Source organism: Brachybacterium vulturis (assembly GCF_043641765.1).
In the GTDB taxonomy this organism is placed as follows: domain Bacteria; phylum Actinomycetota; class Actinomycetes; order Actinomycetales; family Dermabacteraceae; genus Brachybacterium; species Brachybacterium vulturis_A.
In genome coordinates this window covers 98,272-112,980 of sequence record NZ_JBHZRO010000006.1, presented here as the reverse complement: position 1 = coordinate 112,980, position 14,709 = coordinate 98,272, and the positions used below count along the sequence as shown (strand labels likewise).

The window sequence follows — 14,709 nt, the reverse complement described above, 5'->3', positions numbered from 1 at the left end:
CCGACCGAGCCGACCGAGCCGACCGAGCCGACCGAGCCGACCGAGCCGACCGAGCCGACCGAGCCGACCGAGCCGACCGAGCCGACGGTACCGTCCAGTGCCGAGCCCACGGCAGAGCCGACCGAGCCGACACAGCCTCCTCTCACGCCAGAAGTCAACGTCTCCCCTGAGACCGACGCCGAGGAAGGTCCGGCGCCGCCGGCGCCGCCGGTTCCCCCTGAGGGGACGGAAGAGGATCCCCCGCTCGACGAGGACCAGCCAGGGGAGGCCGATCCCGCGGAGACTCCGGACGCGACCGAGACCTCGGACCCCGCCCCGCCGCCCCCGAGCCCGGAGACTCCCACCACCGAGGACCCCGAACCCACCACTGAGCCGGAGCCCACGACCGCAGCGCCCGAGGCGACCGAGCCCGAGGCAGAGGCCGAGGCCACAGTGCCCGAGCCGACCGCCCCTCAGCCGGCGGAGACCGAGCAGGCGGAGCCGGTGGTGCCGCCGGAGACGACTCCCCCGACCCCGGAGGACGTCCCTGCGGATCCCACGTCCGCTCCGGAGGAGACCGTCGCAGTCACCTCCACCGACGCTGACGAGACCAGCGAGCCGGCGGCCGCCGCGGAGGAGCAGAGTCCGCCCACGAGCCCCCCTCAGGCCACGGCGACGCGAGCGGACAGCGGTCCGGTGGTGCGCCTGTTCGACGCGATCTCCGAGAACGCCGACTCGACCGCCGGCCAGATGCGGCAGGTCATCCTGATCGTGCTGGGGATCGGCTTCCTCACCACGGCCGGATTCGTCGGCGCCACCCTGCTCAGCCGCCGCGGCCCCCGCTGAGCGGACCGGCGCGGGGCGCTCGGCGCCGCAGATCAGCGTTCGGCGAGCATCTCCTGCGCCCGGGCGATGATGCCGGGAACGCTCCGCCGCATCTGGAGGATCGTCCTGTCGAACGCACCCTGGCCCTCGTACCAGGGGTCCTCGACCGGGATCTCCGTCGGCAGCGCCGCGAGCGAGATGCCGGGCTCGAAACGCCGCCACATCCGGATCTCCGGGACGGAGGCCCCCGGCGGTGCCTGCTCCGCCGTCCGGCGCATCCGCTGGGCATGATCGGCGGTCATCGGCAGCACCAGGTCCCACGCCAGCAGCTCGGTGAGGTGGATGGTGCGCGCCACGTGCTCGAAGGGCCGGGTATAGCCGGCACGCTCGAGGGCGAGCTGGGTGCGGTCGTCCATCGGCATCCCCTCCGCCTCCCAGCTGGTGCCGGCGGATCCCACCTCGATGCTGCCCGTCAGGCCCGCTTCCTCGACGGCGACGCGCAGCATCACGGCCGCGGCCGGGGAACGGCACACGTTGCCGGTGCAGACGGTCAGCAGACGAAGGGGCTCCATGGCCCTATTGTGCCAAGGTCCGCAGGAGGGGAGCGCCGAACTGCTCGGGAACGTACACTGGGGGCTGACTGCATGCGGTGCCTGCGGCAACGCGGAAGCAAGACCGCCCGGGCTTGATCGCCCGCGACCACGCAACGACGGCTCAGGAGGACACCCATGGCCGAAATCATCCGCGCCCACGACGACGACTGGTCGCTCGTGCGCGAGATCCGTCTCCGGTCCCTCAGCACGGACCCTGCCGCCTTCGGGCAGAGCTGGGACACGGAATCCACCTACGAGGACTCCGTCTGGCAGGAGCGGGTGCGGGATGCGGCCTGGTTCCTGGCGATCGAGGACGGGCAGCCGGTGGCTGTCGTCGCCGCACGCCACGAGCAGGACTCGCCCGCGAACGAGCGCGAGCTCCAGGCCATGTGGGTCACGCCGAGCTCCCGCCACTCCGGCATCGCCGGCGATCTCGCCGAAGCGGTCTTCACCTGGGCCGGCGCGGACGGCGCCGACACCGTCACGCTGTACGTCGGCCCGGAGAACGAGGGCGCCCGCGCGCTCTACGAGGCGCTGGGCTTCTCCGACACGGGCGAACGCTGGGAGATCGTCGAGGACGATCCGGACAGCGCCTGGCTGAAGATGGCCCGCGGCATCTGAGACCGGTGGGGATCTCCTCCGGCGTCGCCTCCGCCCGCAGTGCGCTGCGCGTCGTCGCCTCGCGCTCCCAGACCGACCGTCCGCACTGGGCGGCGCGGATCGAGGACATCAAGAATGCGGTGATGGGTCGAGCTCTGCGCGGACTGCACTGGGAACTGCGTCTGCAGCCGTTCCACGGCTTCGGCTCCGGTGCTCGGGTCCGGGTGCTGGCGAAGGTGCTCTACGCCTCCCCCGGCACCCCGGCGGACTTCCACGACCAGCCGGTCCATGACATGCGCACGATGGCGGTGCGCGGATGGCGGAACTTCGCCGGCCAGGTCGCACCGCACCGCACCGTCCATGTCCTGCTCGGCGATGAGCAGTTCACCGTCCGCGCCGACCGGTCCGGCATCGTCGACGCGGATCTCGAGATCGCCCTCCCCCCGGGACGCCATGAAGCGGTGCTGTGGACGGCCCCCGGCAACGAGGTGACCGCAGCCATCACCGTGGTCCCGGACCAGGCCGAGGTGGGCCTGGTCAGCGACATCGATGACACCGTGATGGTGACCTGGCTGCCGCGCCCCCTGCTCGCCTTCTGGAACGCCTTCGTGGTCCATCAGTCCTCGCGCCAGGTGGTGCCCGGGATGCCGATGCTCTACCAGCGTCTGGCGCGCGAACATCCCACGATGCCCGTCTTCTACCTCTCCACCGGGGCCTGGAACGTCTTCCCCGTGCTCGAGCGCTTCCTCTACCGCAACGGGTATCCCGACGGTCCGCTGCTGCTCACCGACTGGGGGCCCACCAACACCGGGTTCTTCCGCTCCGGTCCCGACCACAAGCACCGGGCCCTCACCCGGCTCGCGGCGGAGTTCCCGACGATGCGCTGGATCCTGATCGGCGACGACGGCCAGCACGACCCCTCGATCTATGCGGAGTTCTCCCGGCGCCACCCGGACCAGGTCGACTCCGTGCTCATCCGCCAGCTCACCGAGCCCGAGCAGCTGCTCGCCCACGGCTCCCGGCGACCGCGCGAGCACACCGCCCCCCTCCCCGCGACCCCGCTCACCCTGGAGGCGCCCGACGGCCACGGCCTGCTCGCCGAGCTGCAGCGCACCGGGAAGATCCCCTCATGACCGCTCCGCGGACCCGCGGGACCCGGCACAGCACCGAGGTCACGCTGCGCCCGGCGAACGGCGGGGATGTGCCCGAGCTCGTGGACCTGGTGCAGGCGGCCTATCGGGGCGAGGGCGGCTGGACCACCGAGGCACATCTCGTGGACGGGCACCGCACCGATGCCGACGAGGTCCACGCCATGCTCGCCGACCCCCGGGTCACGCTGCTGGTGGCGGAGCTCGGCGGTGAGCTGGCCGGCTGCTGCTACACGCGCCGCGAGCCCGCGGATCCGCACGGGAGCGACCGGGCGGAGCTCGGCCTGTTCGCGGTGCGCCCCGCGGTCCAGTCCCGCGGGCTCGGCGGGCGCCTGCTCGAGGCCCAGGCCGAGCTGCTGCGGAGCGCCGGCGTGGGCGTGCTGAGGATCCAGGTGCTGCAGGGCCGGCCGGAGCTGCAGGACTGGTACCGGCGGCACGGCTTCGCCTCCGTCGGCACGGCGGTGCCCTTCGCGGGCAACCCGGACTGGCTCAAGGTCGCCGGCCTCGGCATGGACGTCATGGAGCGCCCCTTGCGCTGACCGCTGCGCGCCCCCGCCGGGCGGACGCCGAGTCGCTGCCAGGTCGCTGACGAGCCACGCGCCAGAAAATGTCCCGGGACGACCGATGAGCGCGAGCACATGGGTCTTCCCGGGACATTACTGTCTCTGCACGGCGCGACGGGGTGGCGCGGGACGGCCGGGCGCAGCGCCGCCGCTCCCCCTCGGCGCGAACGCTCAGCCGGTGTTCTTCAGCCCCGCGGCGACACCGTTGATGGTGGTCAGCAGTGCACGCTGCAGCTCGGGCGAGAGCTCCTCGCCCCGCTCCGTGGCGGCCCGGGCCCGCTGCAGCATCGCGACCTGCATGTAGGAGATCGGATCCAGGTAGCGGTCGCGCACGGCCAGGGTGCGCTTGAGGATCGGCTGGTTGTCCAGCAGGCCCAGCACGCCGGTGAGCCGCTCGATCTCCGCGACCGAGAGCTCGTACTCCTCCCGGATCCGGTCGAAGAGGTACCACAGCCGCTCCGGCACCAGCGAGTGCACGTAGTGGGCGGCGATCTGCATGTCCGTCTTCGCCAGCGTCATCTCGACGTTGCTGATCACCGTGCGGAAGAAGTGCCAGTTGCGGTACATCTCGTGCAGGTCGGGCTCGAGCCCGGCCTCCCGCGCGGCCTTCAGCCCGGAGCCGGCGCCGAACCAGCCGGGCACGATCTGCCGCGACTGGGTCCAGCCGAACACCCACGGGATCGCCCGCAGGCCGTCCAGGCCCTTCTCCGAGGTGGCACGCTTCGAGGGCCGCGAGCCGATGTTCAGATCGCCGAGCTGCTCCACCGGGGTGGCGGAGACGAAGTACTCCGGCAGGTTCTCGTCGTCGACCAGCGTGCGGTAGCGGGCGAAGGACGCATCGGAGACCGACTGCATGACCTCCCCGAAGCGGTCGAGGGTCTGCGCCGGGGTGCGGGGCGCGGTGTGCAGCGCCGAGCCCTCGAGCACCGCGGCCAGCGACAGGTCCAGGTTCTCCCGGGCCAGCGAGGGCAGCATGTACTTGTCGGAGATGACCTCGCCCTGCTCGGTGAACTTGATCTCGCCCTCGAGCACGCCGTACGGCTGGGCCAGGATCGCGTCATAGGTGGGACCGCCGCCGCGGCCGACGGAACCGCCGCGACCGTGGAACAGCCGCAGGGTCACCCCGTGGCGGGCCGCCGCATCGCGCAGCGAGCGCTGCGCCTGGTGGATCTCCCACTGGCTGGTGATCACGCCGGCGTCCTTGTTGCCGTCGGAGTAGCCGAGCATGACCTCCTGGCGGTCGCCGCGCAGGCGCACGATCTTCCGGTAGGAGGGATCGCTGAGCAGCTCGTCGAGGATCTCCCCGGCGTGGCGCAGCTCCGAGACCTCCTCGAGCAGCGGCACGAAGCCGATATCGGCCCGGTGGTCCTCGCTGCCGGCGATGCTGATCAGCCCGGCCTCGCGGGCCAGCAGCGCGGCCGCGAGGACGTCGTCGGCGCCGTGGGTCATCGAGATGATGTAGGTCTCGATGGCGGAGGTGCCGTAGAGGCGGTGCGCGTCACGGATCTCCCGGAACACGTTGAAGGTGATGCGAGTGGCGTCATCGAGGATCGACTCGTCCTCGGTGATCGCGGACCCCACCAGCGGCCGACGGCTGCCGAGCTCGCGGCCCAGCACCACGGTCCGCTCGGACCGGCTGAGCTCGGTGTAGTGACGATCCAGCTCCCCCACCCGGTCGAACAGGCGGGCCAGCACCTCGTGATGCTTCTCGGAGTGCTCGCGCACGTCGAGGGTGGCGAGGTTGAGACCGGAGGCGGCGAGCACCTGCTGGGCGACGGCGAGGGCGCCGTCGGCGACGCGCTCTCCGCCGTGCCGGCGCAGCGCCCCGCGCAGCACCCGGAAATCGTCCTGGAGCTCGGCGCTGTCGCGGTAGTCACGACCGTGGACATGGCCGTCGCCGGAACGGATGCGCTCCTGGGTGGCGCGGAGCTTGGAGCGCATCGCTCCGAGCTTGAGACGGTAGGGCTCCTGGCGGTACAGCTCCTGCTGGACCGGGTCGACCTCGGTCCCGTGGGAGAGGTCCTCGCGCAGGCTCTCCAGCAGCTGCTCGTCCTCGCCGGTCAGCTCGCTGGAGACCGAGAGCTCGAGGATCAGGTCGGAGATCACCTCGACGGCGAAGTCGATCGCCGTCTCGGCCTGCAGCTCCAGCACCTCGCGGGTGACCTGGGCGGTGACGAAGGGATTCCCGTCACGGTCGCCGCCGATCCACGAGCCGAAGCGCAGCGGCACCTGGTCGTCGCGCATGTCCGCTCCGTGCTCTTTCAGCTCCTCGCGCAGGTCGTCGAGCATCTCCGGCATGGTCTGGCGGAAGATCTCCCGCAGGTAGTAGAGGGCGTTGCGCGCCTCGTCCTGCGGGGTGGGACGGTGGCGGCGCAGCTCATCGGTCTGCCACAGCGTCTCGATGAGCTCGGCGAGGTCGCGGTCCTGGCGCCGCCGCTCGACGGAGTCCTCCGCGGTCTCGTCGCCGAGGATGTCCGAGATGCGGCGCAGCTTGGTCAGCACGGCCCGGCGGGAGGCCTCGGTGGGATGCGCGGTGAAGACCAGGCGCACATCGAGCGAGTCCACCGCCTGCTGCAGGCCGTCGGCGCCGAGCTCCTCATGGATGGCGCGCACGGTGCGCGGCATCCAGGAGTCGGCGGCAGGGCGCTCGTCCAGCGCCCGCACCCGGTAGACCTGCTCCGCGGCGTTGGCCAGCAGGAAGTACTGCGAGAACGCGCGGGTCAAAGTGGTGGCCTGCTCGATGGGCAGGGCGGCGAGGCGGTTCTGGACGTCGAGGGCACTGGCCTCGGACTCGGAGGACTTCGCCTCCTTGGTGAGTTTGCGGACCTGCTCGACGAGGTCGAGCATCTCCTGACCGTGCTGGTCGGCGAGGGCGCCGCCCAACAGGGTCGACAGACGGCGAACGGTGGCTCGCAGCGGGGCGTCGATATGGGGGTCGTCGCCGACGACGGGGAACTCGCTCGTCAACGTGGGGACGGCGATGGCGTCGGGATCTGGCACAGGGCCTCCTGGGGTCGGCACACCGGGAAGCGGCCGCCGACAGCACTCAGGGCGACCGCAGCGGCGCGGAACGAACGGGGACAGACTACAGCGGGGGCCGCCGCCGCATCCGTCGGGGACACTCGGCGGACAGCCTCACGCCGTCACAGCACAGCGCGCAGGAAGTCCTGGGTGCGCTGGTTCTCCGGATCGCTGAAGATCTTGTCCGGCAGGCCCTCCTCGATGACGGAGCCCTGGTCGAACATCATCACGCGGTCGGAGACGTCCCTCGCGAACTGCATCTCGTGGGTCACGATCAGCATGGAGATGTCGGTCTCGGCGGCGATGTCCTTGAGCACCGCGAGCACCTCGCCCACCAGCTCGGGGTCCAGCGCCGAGGTGACCTCGTCCAGCAGCAGGATCTCCGGGTCCATGGCCAGGGCCCGGGCGATCGCGATGCGCTGCTGCTGACCGCCGGAGAGCTCGTTGGGACGGGCGTCCTTCTTCCACGCCATGCCCACCTTGTCGAGCAGGGCCTCGGCCTTGGCCTCCGCCTCGGCCTTCTTCAGCCCCATCACGTTGACCGGGGCCTCGATGATGTTTTCCATCACGGTCATGTTGGGGAACAGGTTGAAGTGCTGGAAGACCATCCCGATGTCGGTGGTGGTGCGGCGGCGGCGCTTGTCCGGGATCCGCACGCGCTTGCCGCCCTGCTCCTGGTACTGCAGCGGGGTCCCCCCGATGTGGATGTATCCGCCGGTGAGCTCCTCAAGGGTCATCACCAGGCGCAGGATGGTCGTCTTGCCCGAGCCGGAGGGCCCGATCAGGGTGACGCGCTCACCCTTGGTGACCGTGAAGTTCAGGTCGTCCAGCACCGTGTTGTCGCCGAACTTCTTGACCACGTCGCGGAACTCGATGTGGGGCACGTCGGCCGTGCCGGGAGGGGCTGTGTTCTCAGGCAAGTTTCTTCTCCAGTCGTCGGATCAGGAGCGAGGTGGGGTAGCTGGCGGCCAGGAAGATCAGTCCCGCCAGGGTGATCGCCTCGGTGTAGCGGAAATTGTGCGAGCCGTAGTTCTGTGCGACCCGCACGAGCTCCGGGATGTAGATCACGACGAAGAACGGGGTCTCCTTGAACATGGAGATCGCGTAGTTGCCCAGCGCCGGCAGGGTGTTGCGGATCGCCTGCGGGACGACCACCGCCCGCCAGGTCCGCACCCGCGGCAGGGAGAGGGCCGTGGCCGCCTCCCACTGCCCGGTGGGCACCGAGTCGATGCCGGCGCGGTACACCTCGGCCATGTAGGTCGTGTAATGGATGCCCAGCACCCAGATGCCGATCGCGAGCGTCGAGTCGAAGTACGGCGACAGCACGAGGTTCGCGAACACCAGCTGGACCACCAGCGGGGTCATCCGGATGAACTCGACCACCCAGGTGACCGGGGCGTTGATGATCGTCGGCGCGCTGCGCCGGACGATCGCGACGACCAGGCCCAGCACCAGGGCGATGAGGGTGCCCAGGACGGTGGCCAGGACGGTGATCTTGAAGCCGTCGAGCAACAGTGAGGGCAGGACCGCCGCAGCGTGGTCCCAATCCCACCAGGACGAGTTCGGGTTCATGCCAGACCACCTTCTCCCGCGGTGCCCGCCTTGGCGGTGGCCCGGTCACGGACGACGCGCGCCGAGCGGCCGCCTCCGGGGGTGCTGCCGGGGGCTCGGAAGAGCGAGCGCCACGTATCTTTCAGGGCCGGGCCGCGCCCGATCTGGTGCTTGGCCCGGATCTCCAGACCGTTCATGAGGATCACGATCAGCCAGGCGATCAGGTAGTAGGCCAGCAGTGCGAAGGAGTAGGCGAACCAGGTACCGGTCCGGTCACGCAGCTGCTCGACCTGGAAGAAGAGGTCGTACAGGGTCACCGTGCCGACGATGGCGCTGCCCTTGAGCAGCTGGATCCAGAGGTTCGACAGCGAGGGGAGCATCAGGGCCCAGGCCTGGGGGATCACGATGCGGAACATGCCGCGGGCCGGGCTCAGGCTGAGCGCGCTGATCGCCTCGTACTGCCCCGTGGGCACCGAGCCGATCGAGCCGCGCACGACCTCCGCCGCGTAGGCCCCGTAGTTCAGACCCAGGGCGAGCACGCCGACCAGCAGCGGATCGAGCTGGAAGCCGAAGGGGTACGGCAGCTGTGGGAGCACGAAGGCGAGCCAGAAGAGCTGGACCACGAGCGAGGTGCCGCGGAAGAACTCCACGAACACCCTCGCCACGCCGCGCACGATCAGGTTCTTCGCGAGCAGCGCGAGGCCGAAGGCGAACGCGATGAACAGTGCGAGCGCGGCACCCAGCACGCTGGCCAGCAGCGTGATCATGACGCCGTCGAGGATCATCGGCATCCGCTCCAGCACCAGCTGGAGGTTCGGGCCGAGATCCTGAATGAAGCCGATCACTCCATCCATCGGGGTATCACCTCTCGGGCGACGAACGACCCGGCACGGCCCGCGAGGGCTCGTGCCGGGACGACGTCATCGATGGAGCAGGGGATCACTGCAGGGAGGAGAGGTCACCGGAGCAGAGGATCTCGGTGGTCATCTCCTCGGGCGGCAGCTCCTCCTGGGTGAAGCCGAAGTCGCCGACGATCGAGAGGTAGCGCTCGGGATCGGCGATGATCTCGGCGAGCTTCTCGTTGTAGGCATCCAGCAGGGAGGTGTCCTCCTTGCGGAACACGGTGCCGCCGGCGCCGACCTGCTTGACCCCGTCGATCTCGGCGACGAAGCTGTCGGTCACCTCGACGTCGTCGACGGTGTTGTCGGCCAGCCAGTTCAGCGAGATGGCGGTCAGCGCGAAGGCTGCGGCGTTGCCGGCCTTGAGCGCGTCCACGCCGTCCTGCGGGCCGCCGACCTCGATGCTGTCCAGCCCGAGGTCCGCCGCGTAGCTGGACTCGATCGCACCGGACATGGTGGCCACGGTCAGACCGGAGTCCACGAAGGACTGCATGTCCACCAGTCCCTCCGGGTTGCCCGTGGGGACCATCAGTGCGGTGGTGTACTGGAACTCGGGCTCGCTGAAGGCGGCCTGGGCACAGCGGTCCGGGAGGATCGACATGCCGGCGCTGACCGCGTCGAACTGGCCCGCGTTCAGGCCCGGGATGAGCGAGCCCCAGTCGGTGAGCTTGCCCTCGACGGTGTCGATGCCGAGCTCGCCGAAGATCTCGCGGTGCATGGCGACGGTCGCGCCCTGGAGCTCGCCGCCGTCCTCGAAGCTGTAGGGGGCCTCACCGGCGAAGCCGACGGTGATCGTCCCGGCATCCTGCAGCCGGCTCAGCAGGTCGCCCCCGCCGCCACCGCCATCGCTGCCTCCGTTGCCACCGGCGTCTCCGCCTCCGGTGCTGGTGCGGCTGCAGGCGGCGAGGCCGCCCAGTGCGGCGGCCGACAGGACGAGACCGCTCCCTCGGATGAAGCTGCGGCGGTTCTGCATGTCAATGCTCCTTGGCGTGTGTCTCGTGGTCTGCAGTATCGACGATGTCCTGAGACCCTACAGGTGTCGGACAATCCGGCGATCTGCGGATCGAATCGATGCCCACGCTAATCCCACTGCCGGACCGACGCCGGGAACCGGCTGTTTTCGTCATGGGATCGTGATCCAGTGGAATCTGCATGCGCCGCCTGCGAACACGTGGTCCGGATCGGCGGGATGTGACGGCGATGACTCCCCCGGCGGCTGTCACGGACACGCCGGGGACGGATGATTAGATGACGCCCCGCGCGCCCTTCGCGCACGAGCCCAGGAGGAATCCATGCGCCCCCGCCCCGAGACGGTCCAGCTGCCGATGATGCAGCCGATCCGTCGACCCTCGATCATCGATCAGGCCGAGCTCGAACTGCGCAATGCGATCTATTTCGGTGATCTCCGCCCCGGCGACACGATCCCCGAGGTCCAGGTCTCCAAGCAGATGGGGATCTCGCGCTCGTCCCTGCGCGAGGCCTGCCAGCGTCTGGTCCGCGACGGTCTGCTCACGCAGATCCCCGGCCGCGGCCTGTTCGTGACCAGGATGGATGCCGGGACGATGTCGGACTTCATCGACTACCGGCTGGGCATCGAGATGCAGGCCGCCTCGATCGTGGCCGATCGGATCTCCGCGCTCCGCACCGCCGGCGACGACGCGGCCGCCGAGGAGCTGCTGGCACCGCTGCGGGACACCCTGGAGCGGACCCGTCGGGCGCTCGCGGCCGAGGAGGTGATCGAGGCCGGCAACGCGGATCTGGACCTGCATCAGCAGCTCGCCGAGATCGCCCGGAACCGCTTCCTGATCTCCGCCATGAGCACGATCGTGATCCTCACCCGGATGGGGAGCTTCTCGGATCCGCTCGGATTCGGCGTCCGCGCGGACATCACCGCCGCGCACCAGCGGCTGCTGGATGCCCTGTCCGCGGGCGACGCCTCGCGGGCTCGCGCGGTGCTGCGCGAGACGCTGCAGGAGCTCGCCGCCCGGCTGCGCAGCGGGGTGCACACGCAGCAGGTGGTGCGGGATCCCGATCTGCTGGAGTCGGACGGGCCGGAGTGGACGGCGCTGAACGAGCAGTGACCCCCCGCCGCCGCCGGTCACGGCGAAAGGCCCCTCTCCCGCGATATCATCGCAGGTGAGGGGCCTTCTCATGGGCGGAGACGAGAGGATTTGAACCTCCGAGGCGATTTTGGTCGCCTACTCCCTTAGCAGGGGAGCGCATTCGGCCGCTCTGCCACGTCTCCTGGCGCCGCACCGGTGCGCGGCACGCCGAGCCAGCATACGGGAGCGGGCGGAGTGCTCCAAAGCGGGAGCACGCAGATCACGTCACACTTGCGCCGAGGTCCTCCGTCGCCGGCCTCACAGGCCGAGCTTCTCCTGCAGCAGCGCGATGTGCGTCGGGGTGCCCACGCGGTACTTCACGAACGTCAGCACACCCTCGGCATCGATCGCGAAGGTCGAGCGGATCGTGCCCTGGACCAGCTTCCCGTACATGTTCTTCTCGCCCCAGGCCCCGTAGGCCTCCATCACCTGGCGCGACTCGTCGGAGGCGAGGGTGTACGGCAGGTCCTGCTCGGCGATGAAGCGATCCAGCTCCTCCACGGGATCCGGGGACACCCCGATCACGCGGTAGCCGGCGTCCAGGAAGAGCTGGTGATTGTCGCGCAGGTCACAGGCCTGCGTGGTGCACAGCGCGGTGTTCGCCGCCGGGTAGAACCACAGCAGGGCCGGGGCGCCGGCCAGCGCGGCGAGGTCCACCCTGCCGCCTCCGGCGGTGGGCAGGTCGAGGGCGGGGGCGGCCTCCCCGACGCTGAGCTTCACGGGTGCGGGCGACATGGATCTCCTGAGGACGAGAGGGGGGCCGCCAGCCTATCGTCGGCCCTGTCGCCGGCCCAGCCGGCGCCGACCGAGGTAGGTCTCGCGGAAGCGGCGCTCGGCGTGCCGGTCACCGAGCAGCAGCAGCTGTCCCGGGGCCGAGGGGATGGACTCGGTGTCATAGCCGAGGGTGCCGTCCTCGTCGAGCACGGCGACGATGTGACAGCCGGTGCGCCGGCGCACCTCGTCGTCGCGCACCGAGCGACGCGCCAGCGCGGCGGGCCGCGGCACCAGGAACAGCTCATTGCCCTCGGCGACCAGCACCCGGTGGCTGAGCCCGGCGCGGTTCCACAGGTCGGTCGCGCCGATGGTGGCGTAGGAGAGCACGCTGTCCGCCCCGGCGCGATAGAGCGTGGCGACGTTGCGCTCATAGGTGGCGCGCGAGACCATCTGCAGCTCGGGACGCAGCCGACGGCAGAACAGGGTGAGGTAGACGTTCAGGTCGTCGTCGCGCGGCGTGACCAGCACGGCCGAGGCGCTGTCGAGACCCGCCCGGCGCAGGATCCGCTGATCAGCGGCATCCCCCGTGACCACCGCGTAGCTCGCGGTCCCCTCGAGCACCGAGTAGGAGTTCTCGACCCGCCCGGGCTCCAGCTCGACGATCGTGTTGGGCACCCCCTCGTCGCTCAGCGCACGGGATGCGGCCCGCCCCACCCGGCCGCCGCCGAGGATCACCACCGGGTCCTCGGAGACCGCACGGCTCTGGAACTGCGCGTCGTAGCGGGCGAGGTCCTCCTCCTGGCCGGCGAGCACCAGCACGGTCGCGTCCGTGATCCGCAGATCGGGGGTCATCGCTCGCAGCCGCCCCTTGCGCATGATCGCCAGGATCCGCACCCGGGAGCGCAGCAGGGGCAGCGCCTCCCCCAGGGTCAGGCCCACCAGGCCGGTGCCGCGGGCCGCCGCCTCGGCGATGATCGTGGAGCCGAAGCTGCCGATGGCGTGGAAGCGTCCCGTCGAGCCCAGCACCCGGGAGGCCATCTCGCGTCCCAGCACCTGGCCGAGCTCGAGCACGTGGTCGGCGCCCGCGAGATCGAGCACGTCCACGGAGACCGGCTTCGAGGCGGTCACGGCGACGGGCACCTTGGCGGCGGCCTGCCGCACGGTGAAGGCGACGTTCGTGTTCGCGGTGTCGGAGAGGGTGGAGACCACCAGGCGCGCCCGAGCGGCCCCGGCGCTGCGGTACGTCATCGCGGAGTCCAGAGGGCCGACGACCACCTGCCGCCCCTGGTCGTGCAGCTCCCCGGCGAGGGCGATGTCCTCGAGGATCAGGACGGCCGGGACCTGGGAGCGCTCGGCCCGGGCGGCGAAGGCCTGGGTGACGGCATCGGAGCCCACCAGCAGCACGTGGTCCCGCAGCGTCGGCGCGACCCGCCGCGGCGTCCGGGCGGCACGCCGCCGGTCCAGCCACGGGGTGACGACGTACTGGATCACGTAGAAGGGCAGCAGCACCAGGATGTAGACGATCCCGCTGAGCAGCACGCACATCGAGAACAGTCGGCCCAGATCCGTGGTGAAGGTGATGTCGCCGTAGCCCAGGGTGGACATCGTGGTGACGGTCCAGTACACGGCGGTGGCCCAGGAGTGGTCCGCGACCTCCTGCGCCATCAGGAGCTTGAACACCACGGAGTACACGACCACCATCAGTGCGCCGACCCCGAGGATCACCACGCCCGACTTCGAGCGGCGGCGGACGAACAGCAGACGTTCGGCGCGCGGGCGCTCAGCTGTCGACAGGCCCATCGCTGTCCTCTCCACGACCTTCTGGGATCCGCTGACCGTTCGCGGGTGCGGACCGGCTTCCGTGATCTCCCGGAGCACAGTAGGCCGCGACCGGGCGTCGACGCATCCGGCCCGGGCCGGGTGAGCGGAGGGTCACGGCGCGGTGCTGTCGGGGCCCTGCGCCCACGCATGCTCGACCAGCTCGCGCAGCGTGGCGGGGTCGATCGTCTCGAGCGAGCGCACCCACACGCAGCCGGCGCCGCGGCGGTGCTTCCCGAGACTCGTCAGCAGCTCCTCGGAGCGGGGGAAGCCCTGGAGGCCGTAGAGCGCGAGCTCCGCCCTGCGCGGGCTGAAACCGAGCTGGAAGGTGTCCCCCTCCCGCCCGGAGGCGTACCGATAGTGCACCTCGCCGTAGCCGATCATGCTGGGCCCCCACATGGTCGCGCGTGCTCCGGTGGCCGCGCCGAAGATCTCCAGCAGCGCCTCCCCGACGCGCCGGCGACGGGGCTCGAGTCCGGCCACGTACTCGGCCGGATCGGCGGTGGTGGCATGGGTCTTCAGGTCGCTCGCGCCGGTCCCTGTCGCTCCCCGGGTGACCACGGCCCGGCCCGTCTGCGGGGCGGGCGGGTCCTGCATCGTGGCGCCGTGCTCGGCGAGCGCCGCCTGCAGCCTGCGCCCGGCCGCGGGGCCGACGCCGTGCAGCTGCGCCAGCTCCGGCCAGTCGCGCCCCGCGAGATCGCCGACGGCGTGCACCCCCTGGGCGGCCAGGGCACGGGCGGCCGGGCGGCCGACGCCGGGGACGAGACCGACAGGGGTGGTCAGAGCGCTCATGGGAGGAGCGTAGGCGAGGGCACCCCCACGTGTCCTCCCCGCACCGCGCTGCGGTCGTACCCGTCGGCGCACAGGGACCCGCGGGAGAGATCCCGTGCCGCGAG

Annotated in this window: 13 protein-coding genes, 1 tRNA gene and 1 pseudogene; 5 read left to right on the top strand and 10 right to left on the bottom strand. The window is 70.8% G+C overall.

Going from position 1 to position 14,709, the window contains the following annotated elements; genetic code table 11:
- Positions 1-825 (top strand): annotated as a pseudogene (locus ACHUEU_RS06475) (hypothetical protein); the annotation flags it as partial.
- A 32-nt stretch (positions 826-857) separates the two neighbouring features.
- Here the strand turns inward: ACHUEU_RS06475 and ACHUEU_RS06470 are convergent.
- Positions 858-1,376: an arsenate reductase/protein-tyrosine-phosphatase family protein gene (locus ACHUEU_RS06470; protein ID WP_394215087.1), complete on the bottom strand. Its 519-nt coding sequence runs from the start codon at positions 1,374-1,376 to the stop codon at positions 858-860.
- A 156-nt stretch (positions 1,377-1,532) separates the two neighbouring features.
- Here ACHUEU_RS06470 and ACHUEU_RS06465 point away from each other — a divergent pair, with 156 nt between their 5' ends.
- The 3 genes from ACHUEU_RS06465 to ACHUEU_RS06455 are packed head-to-tail and all read left to right on the top strand — an operon-like array spanning position 1,533 to position 3,684.
- Positions 1,533-2,018 carry a GNAT family N-acetyltransferase gene (locus ACHUEU_RS06465; RefSeq protein WP_394215086.1) on the top strand — a complete coding sequence of 162 codons (486 nt, stop codon included), beginning with the start codon at positions 1,533-1,535 and terminating at the stop codon, positions 2,016-2,018.
- A 5-nt stretch (positions 2,019-2,023) separates the two neighbouring features.
- Entirely contained in the window at positions 2,024-3,130 is a 1,107-nt protein-coding gene (locus ACHUEU_RS06460) for an App1 family protein (protein WP_394215085.1), read from the top strand.
- Positions 3,127-3,684 (top strand): GNAT family N-acetyltransferase, encoded by a 558-nt coding sequence (locus ACHUEU_RS06455; protein WP_394215084.1) that lies wholly within the window; start codon positions 3,127-3,129, stop codon positions 3,682-3,684. Before ACHUEU_RS06460 ends, ACHUEU_RS06455 begins: the two co-directional genes overlap by 4 nt.
- A gap of 195 nt (positions 3,685-3,879) precedes the next feature.
- Here the strand turns inward: ACHUEU_RS06455 and ppc are convergent, their stop codons facing one another.
- From ppc to ACHUEU_RS06430, 5 genes are all read right to left on the bottom strand, one after another.
- Positions 3,880-6,708: a phosphoenolpyruvate carboxylase gene (ppc, locus tag ACHUEU_RS06450; protein WP_394215083.1), complete on the bottom strand. Its 2,829-nt coding sequence runs from the start codon at positions 6,706-6,708 to the stop codon at positions 3,880-3,882.
- 143 nt (positions 6,709-6,851) lie between these two features.
- Positions 6,852-7,649: an ectoine/hydroxyectoine ABC transporter ATP-binding protein EhuA gene (gene ehuA / locus ACHUEU_RS06445; RefSeq protein ID WP_394215082.1), complete on the bottom strand. Its 798-nt coding sequence runs from the start codon at positions 7,647-7,649 to the stop codon at positions 6,852-6,854.
- On the bottom strand, positions 7,642-8,301 hold the full coding sequence (ehuD, locus tag ACHUEU_RS06440) for an ectoine/hydroxyectoine ABC transporter permease subunit EhuD (protein ID WP_394215081.1): 660 nt from the start codon (positions 8,299-8,301) through the stop codon (positions 7,642-7,644). The genes ehuA and ehuD overlap by 8 nt, the downstream gene beginning before the upstream one ends.
- On the bottom strand, positions 8,298-9,134 hold the full coding sequence (gene ehuC, locus ACHUEU_RS06435) for an ectoine/hydroxyectoine ABC transporter permease subunit EhuC (protein WP_394215080.1): 837 nt from the start codon (positions 9,132-9,134) through the stop codon (positions 8,298-8,300). The genes ehuD and ehuC overlap by 4 nt, the downstream gene beginning before the upstream one ends.
- Positions 9,135-9,219: 85 nt before the next feature.
- Positions 9,220-10,152, bottom strand: coding sequence for a transporter substrate-binding domain-containing protein (locus ACHUEU_RS06430; protein ID WP_394215079.1), 933 nt, complete (start codon positions 10,150-10,152; stop codon positions 9,220-9,222).
- Positions 10,153-10,471: 319 nt separating this feature from the next.
- Here ACHUEU_RS06430 and ACHUEU_RS06425 point away from each other — a divergent pair, with 319 nt between their 5' ends.
- Positions 10,472-11,260 carry a GntR family transcriptional regulator gene (locus tag ACHUEU_RS06425; protein ID WP_394215078.1) on the top strand — a complete coding sequence of 263 codons (789 nt, stop codon included), beginning with the start codon at positions 10,472-10,474 and terminating at the stop codon, positions 11,258-11,260.
- A gap of 75 nt (positions 11,261-11,335) precedes the next feature.
- Here the strand turns inward: ACHUEU_RS06425 and ACHUEU_RS06420 are convergent.
- The 4 genes from ACHUEU_RS06420 to ACHUEU_RS06405 all read right to left on the bottom strand — a co-directional run bounded on the left by ACHUEU_RS06420 (position 11,336) and on the right by ACHUEU_RS06405 (position 14,605).
- Positions 11,336-11,424 (bottom strand) — tRNA-Ser (locus ACHUEU_RS06420).
- A 115-nt stretch (positions 11,425-11,539) separates the two neighbouring features.
- The gene (locus ACHUEU_RS06415; protein WP_394215077.1) at positions 11,540-12,016 is read right to left on the bottom strand and encodes a peroxiredoxin; all 477 of its coding nucleotides are present in this window, start codon (positions 12,014-12,016) and stop codon (positions 11,540-11,542) included.
- 33 nt (positions 12,017-12,049) lie between these two features.
- On the bottom strand, positions 12,050-13,795 hold the full coding sequence (locus ACHUEU_RS06410; protein ID WP_394215076.1) for a potassium channel family protein: 1,746 nt from the start codon (positions 13,793-13,795) through the stop codon (positions 12,050-12,052).
- Positions 13,796-13,927: 132 nt separating this feature from the next.
- Complete coding sequence (locus ACHUEU_RS06405) at positions 13,928-14,605, bottom strand: DUF1801 domain-containing protein (protein ID WP_394215075.1); 678 nt, start codon at positions 14,603-14,605, stop codon at positions 13,928-13,930.
- Between the last annotated feature and the right edge of the window lie 104 nt (positions 14,606-14,709).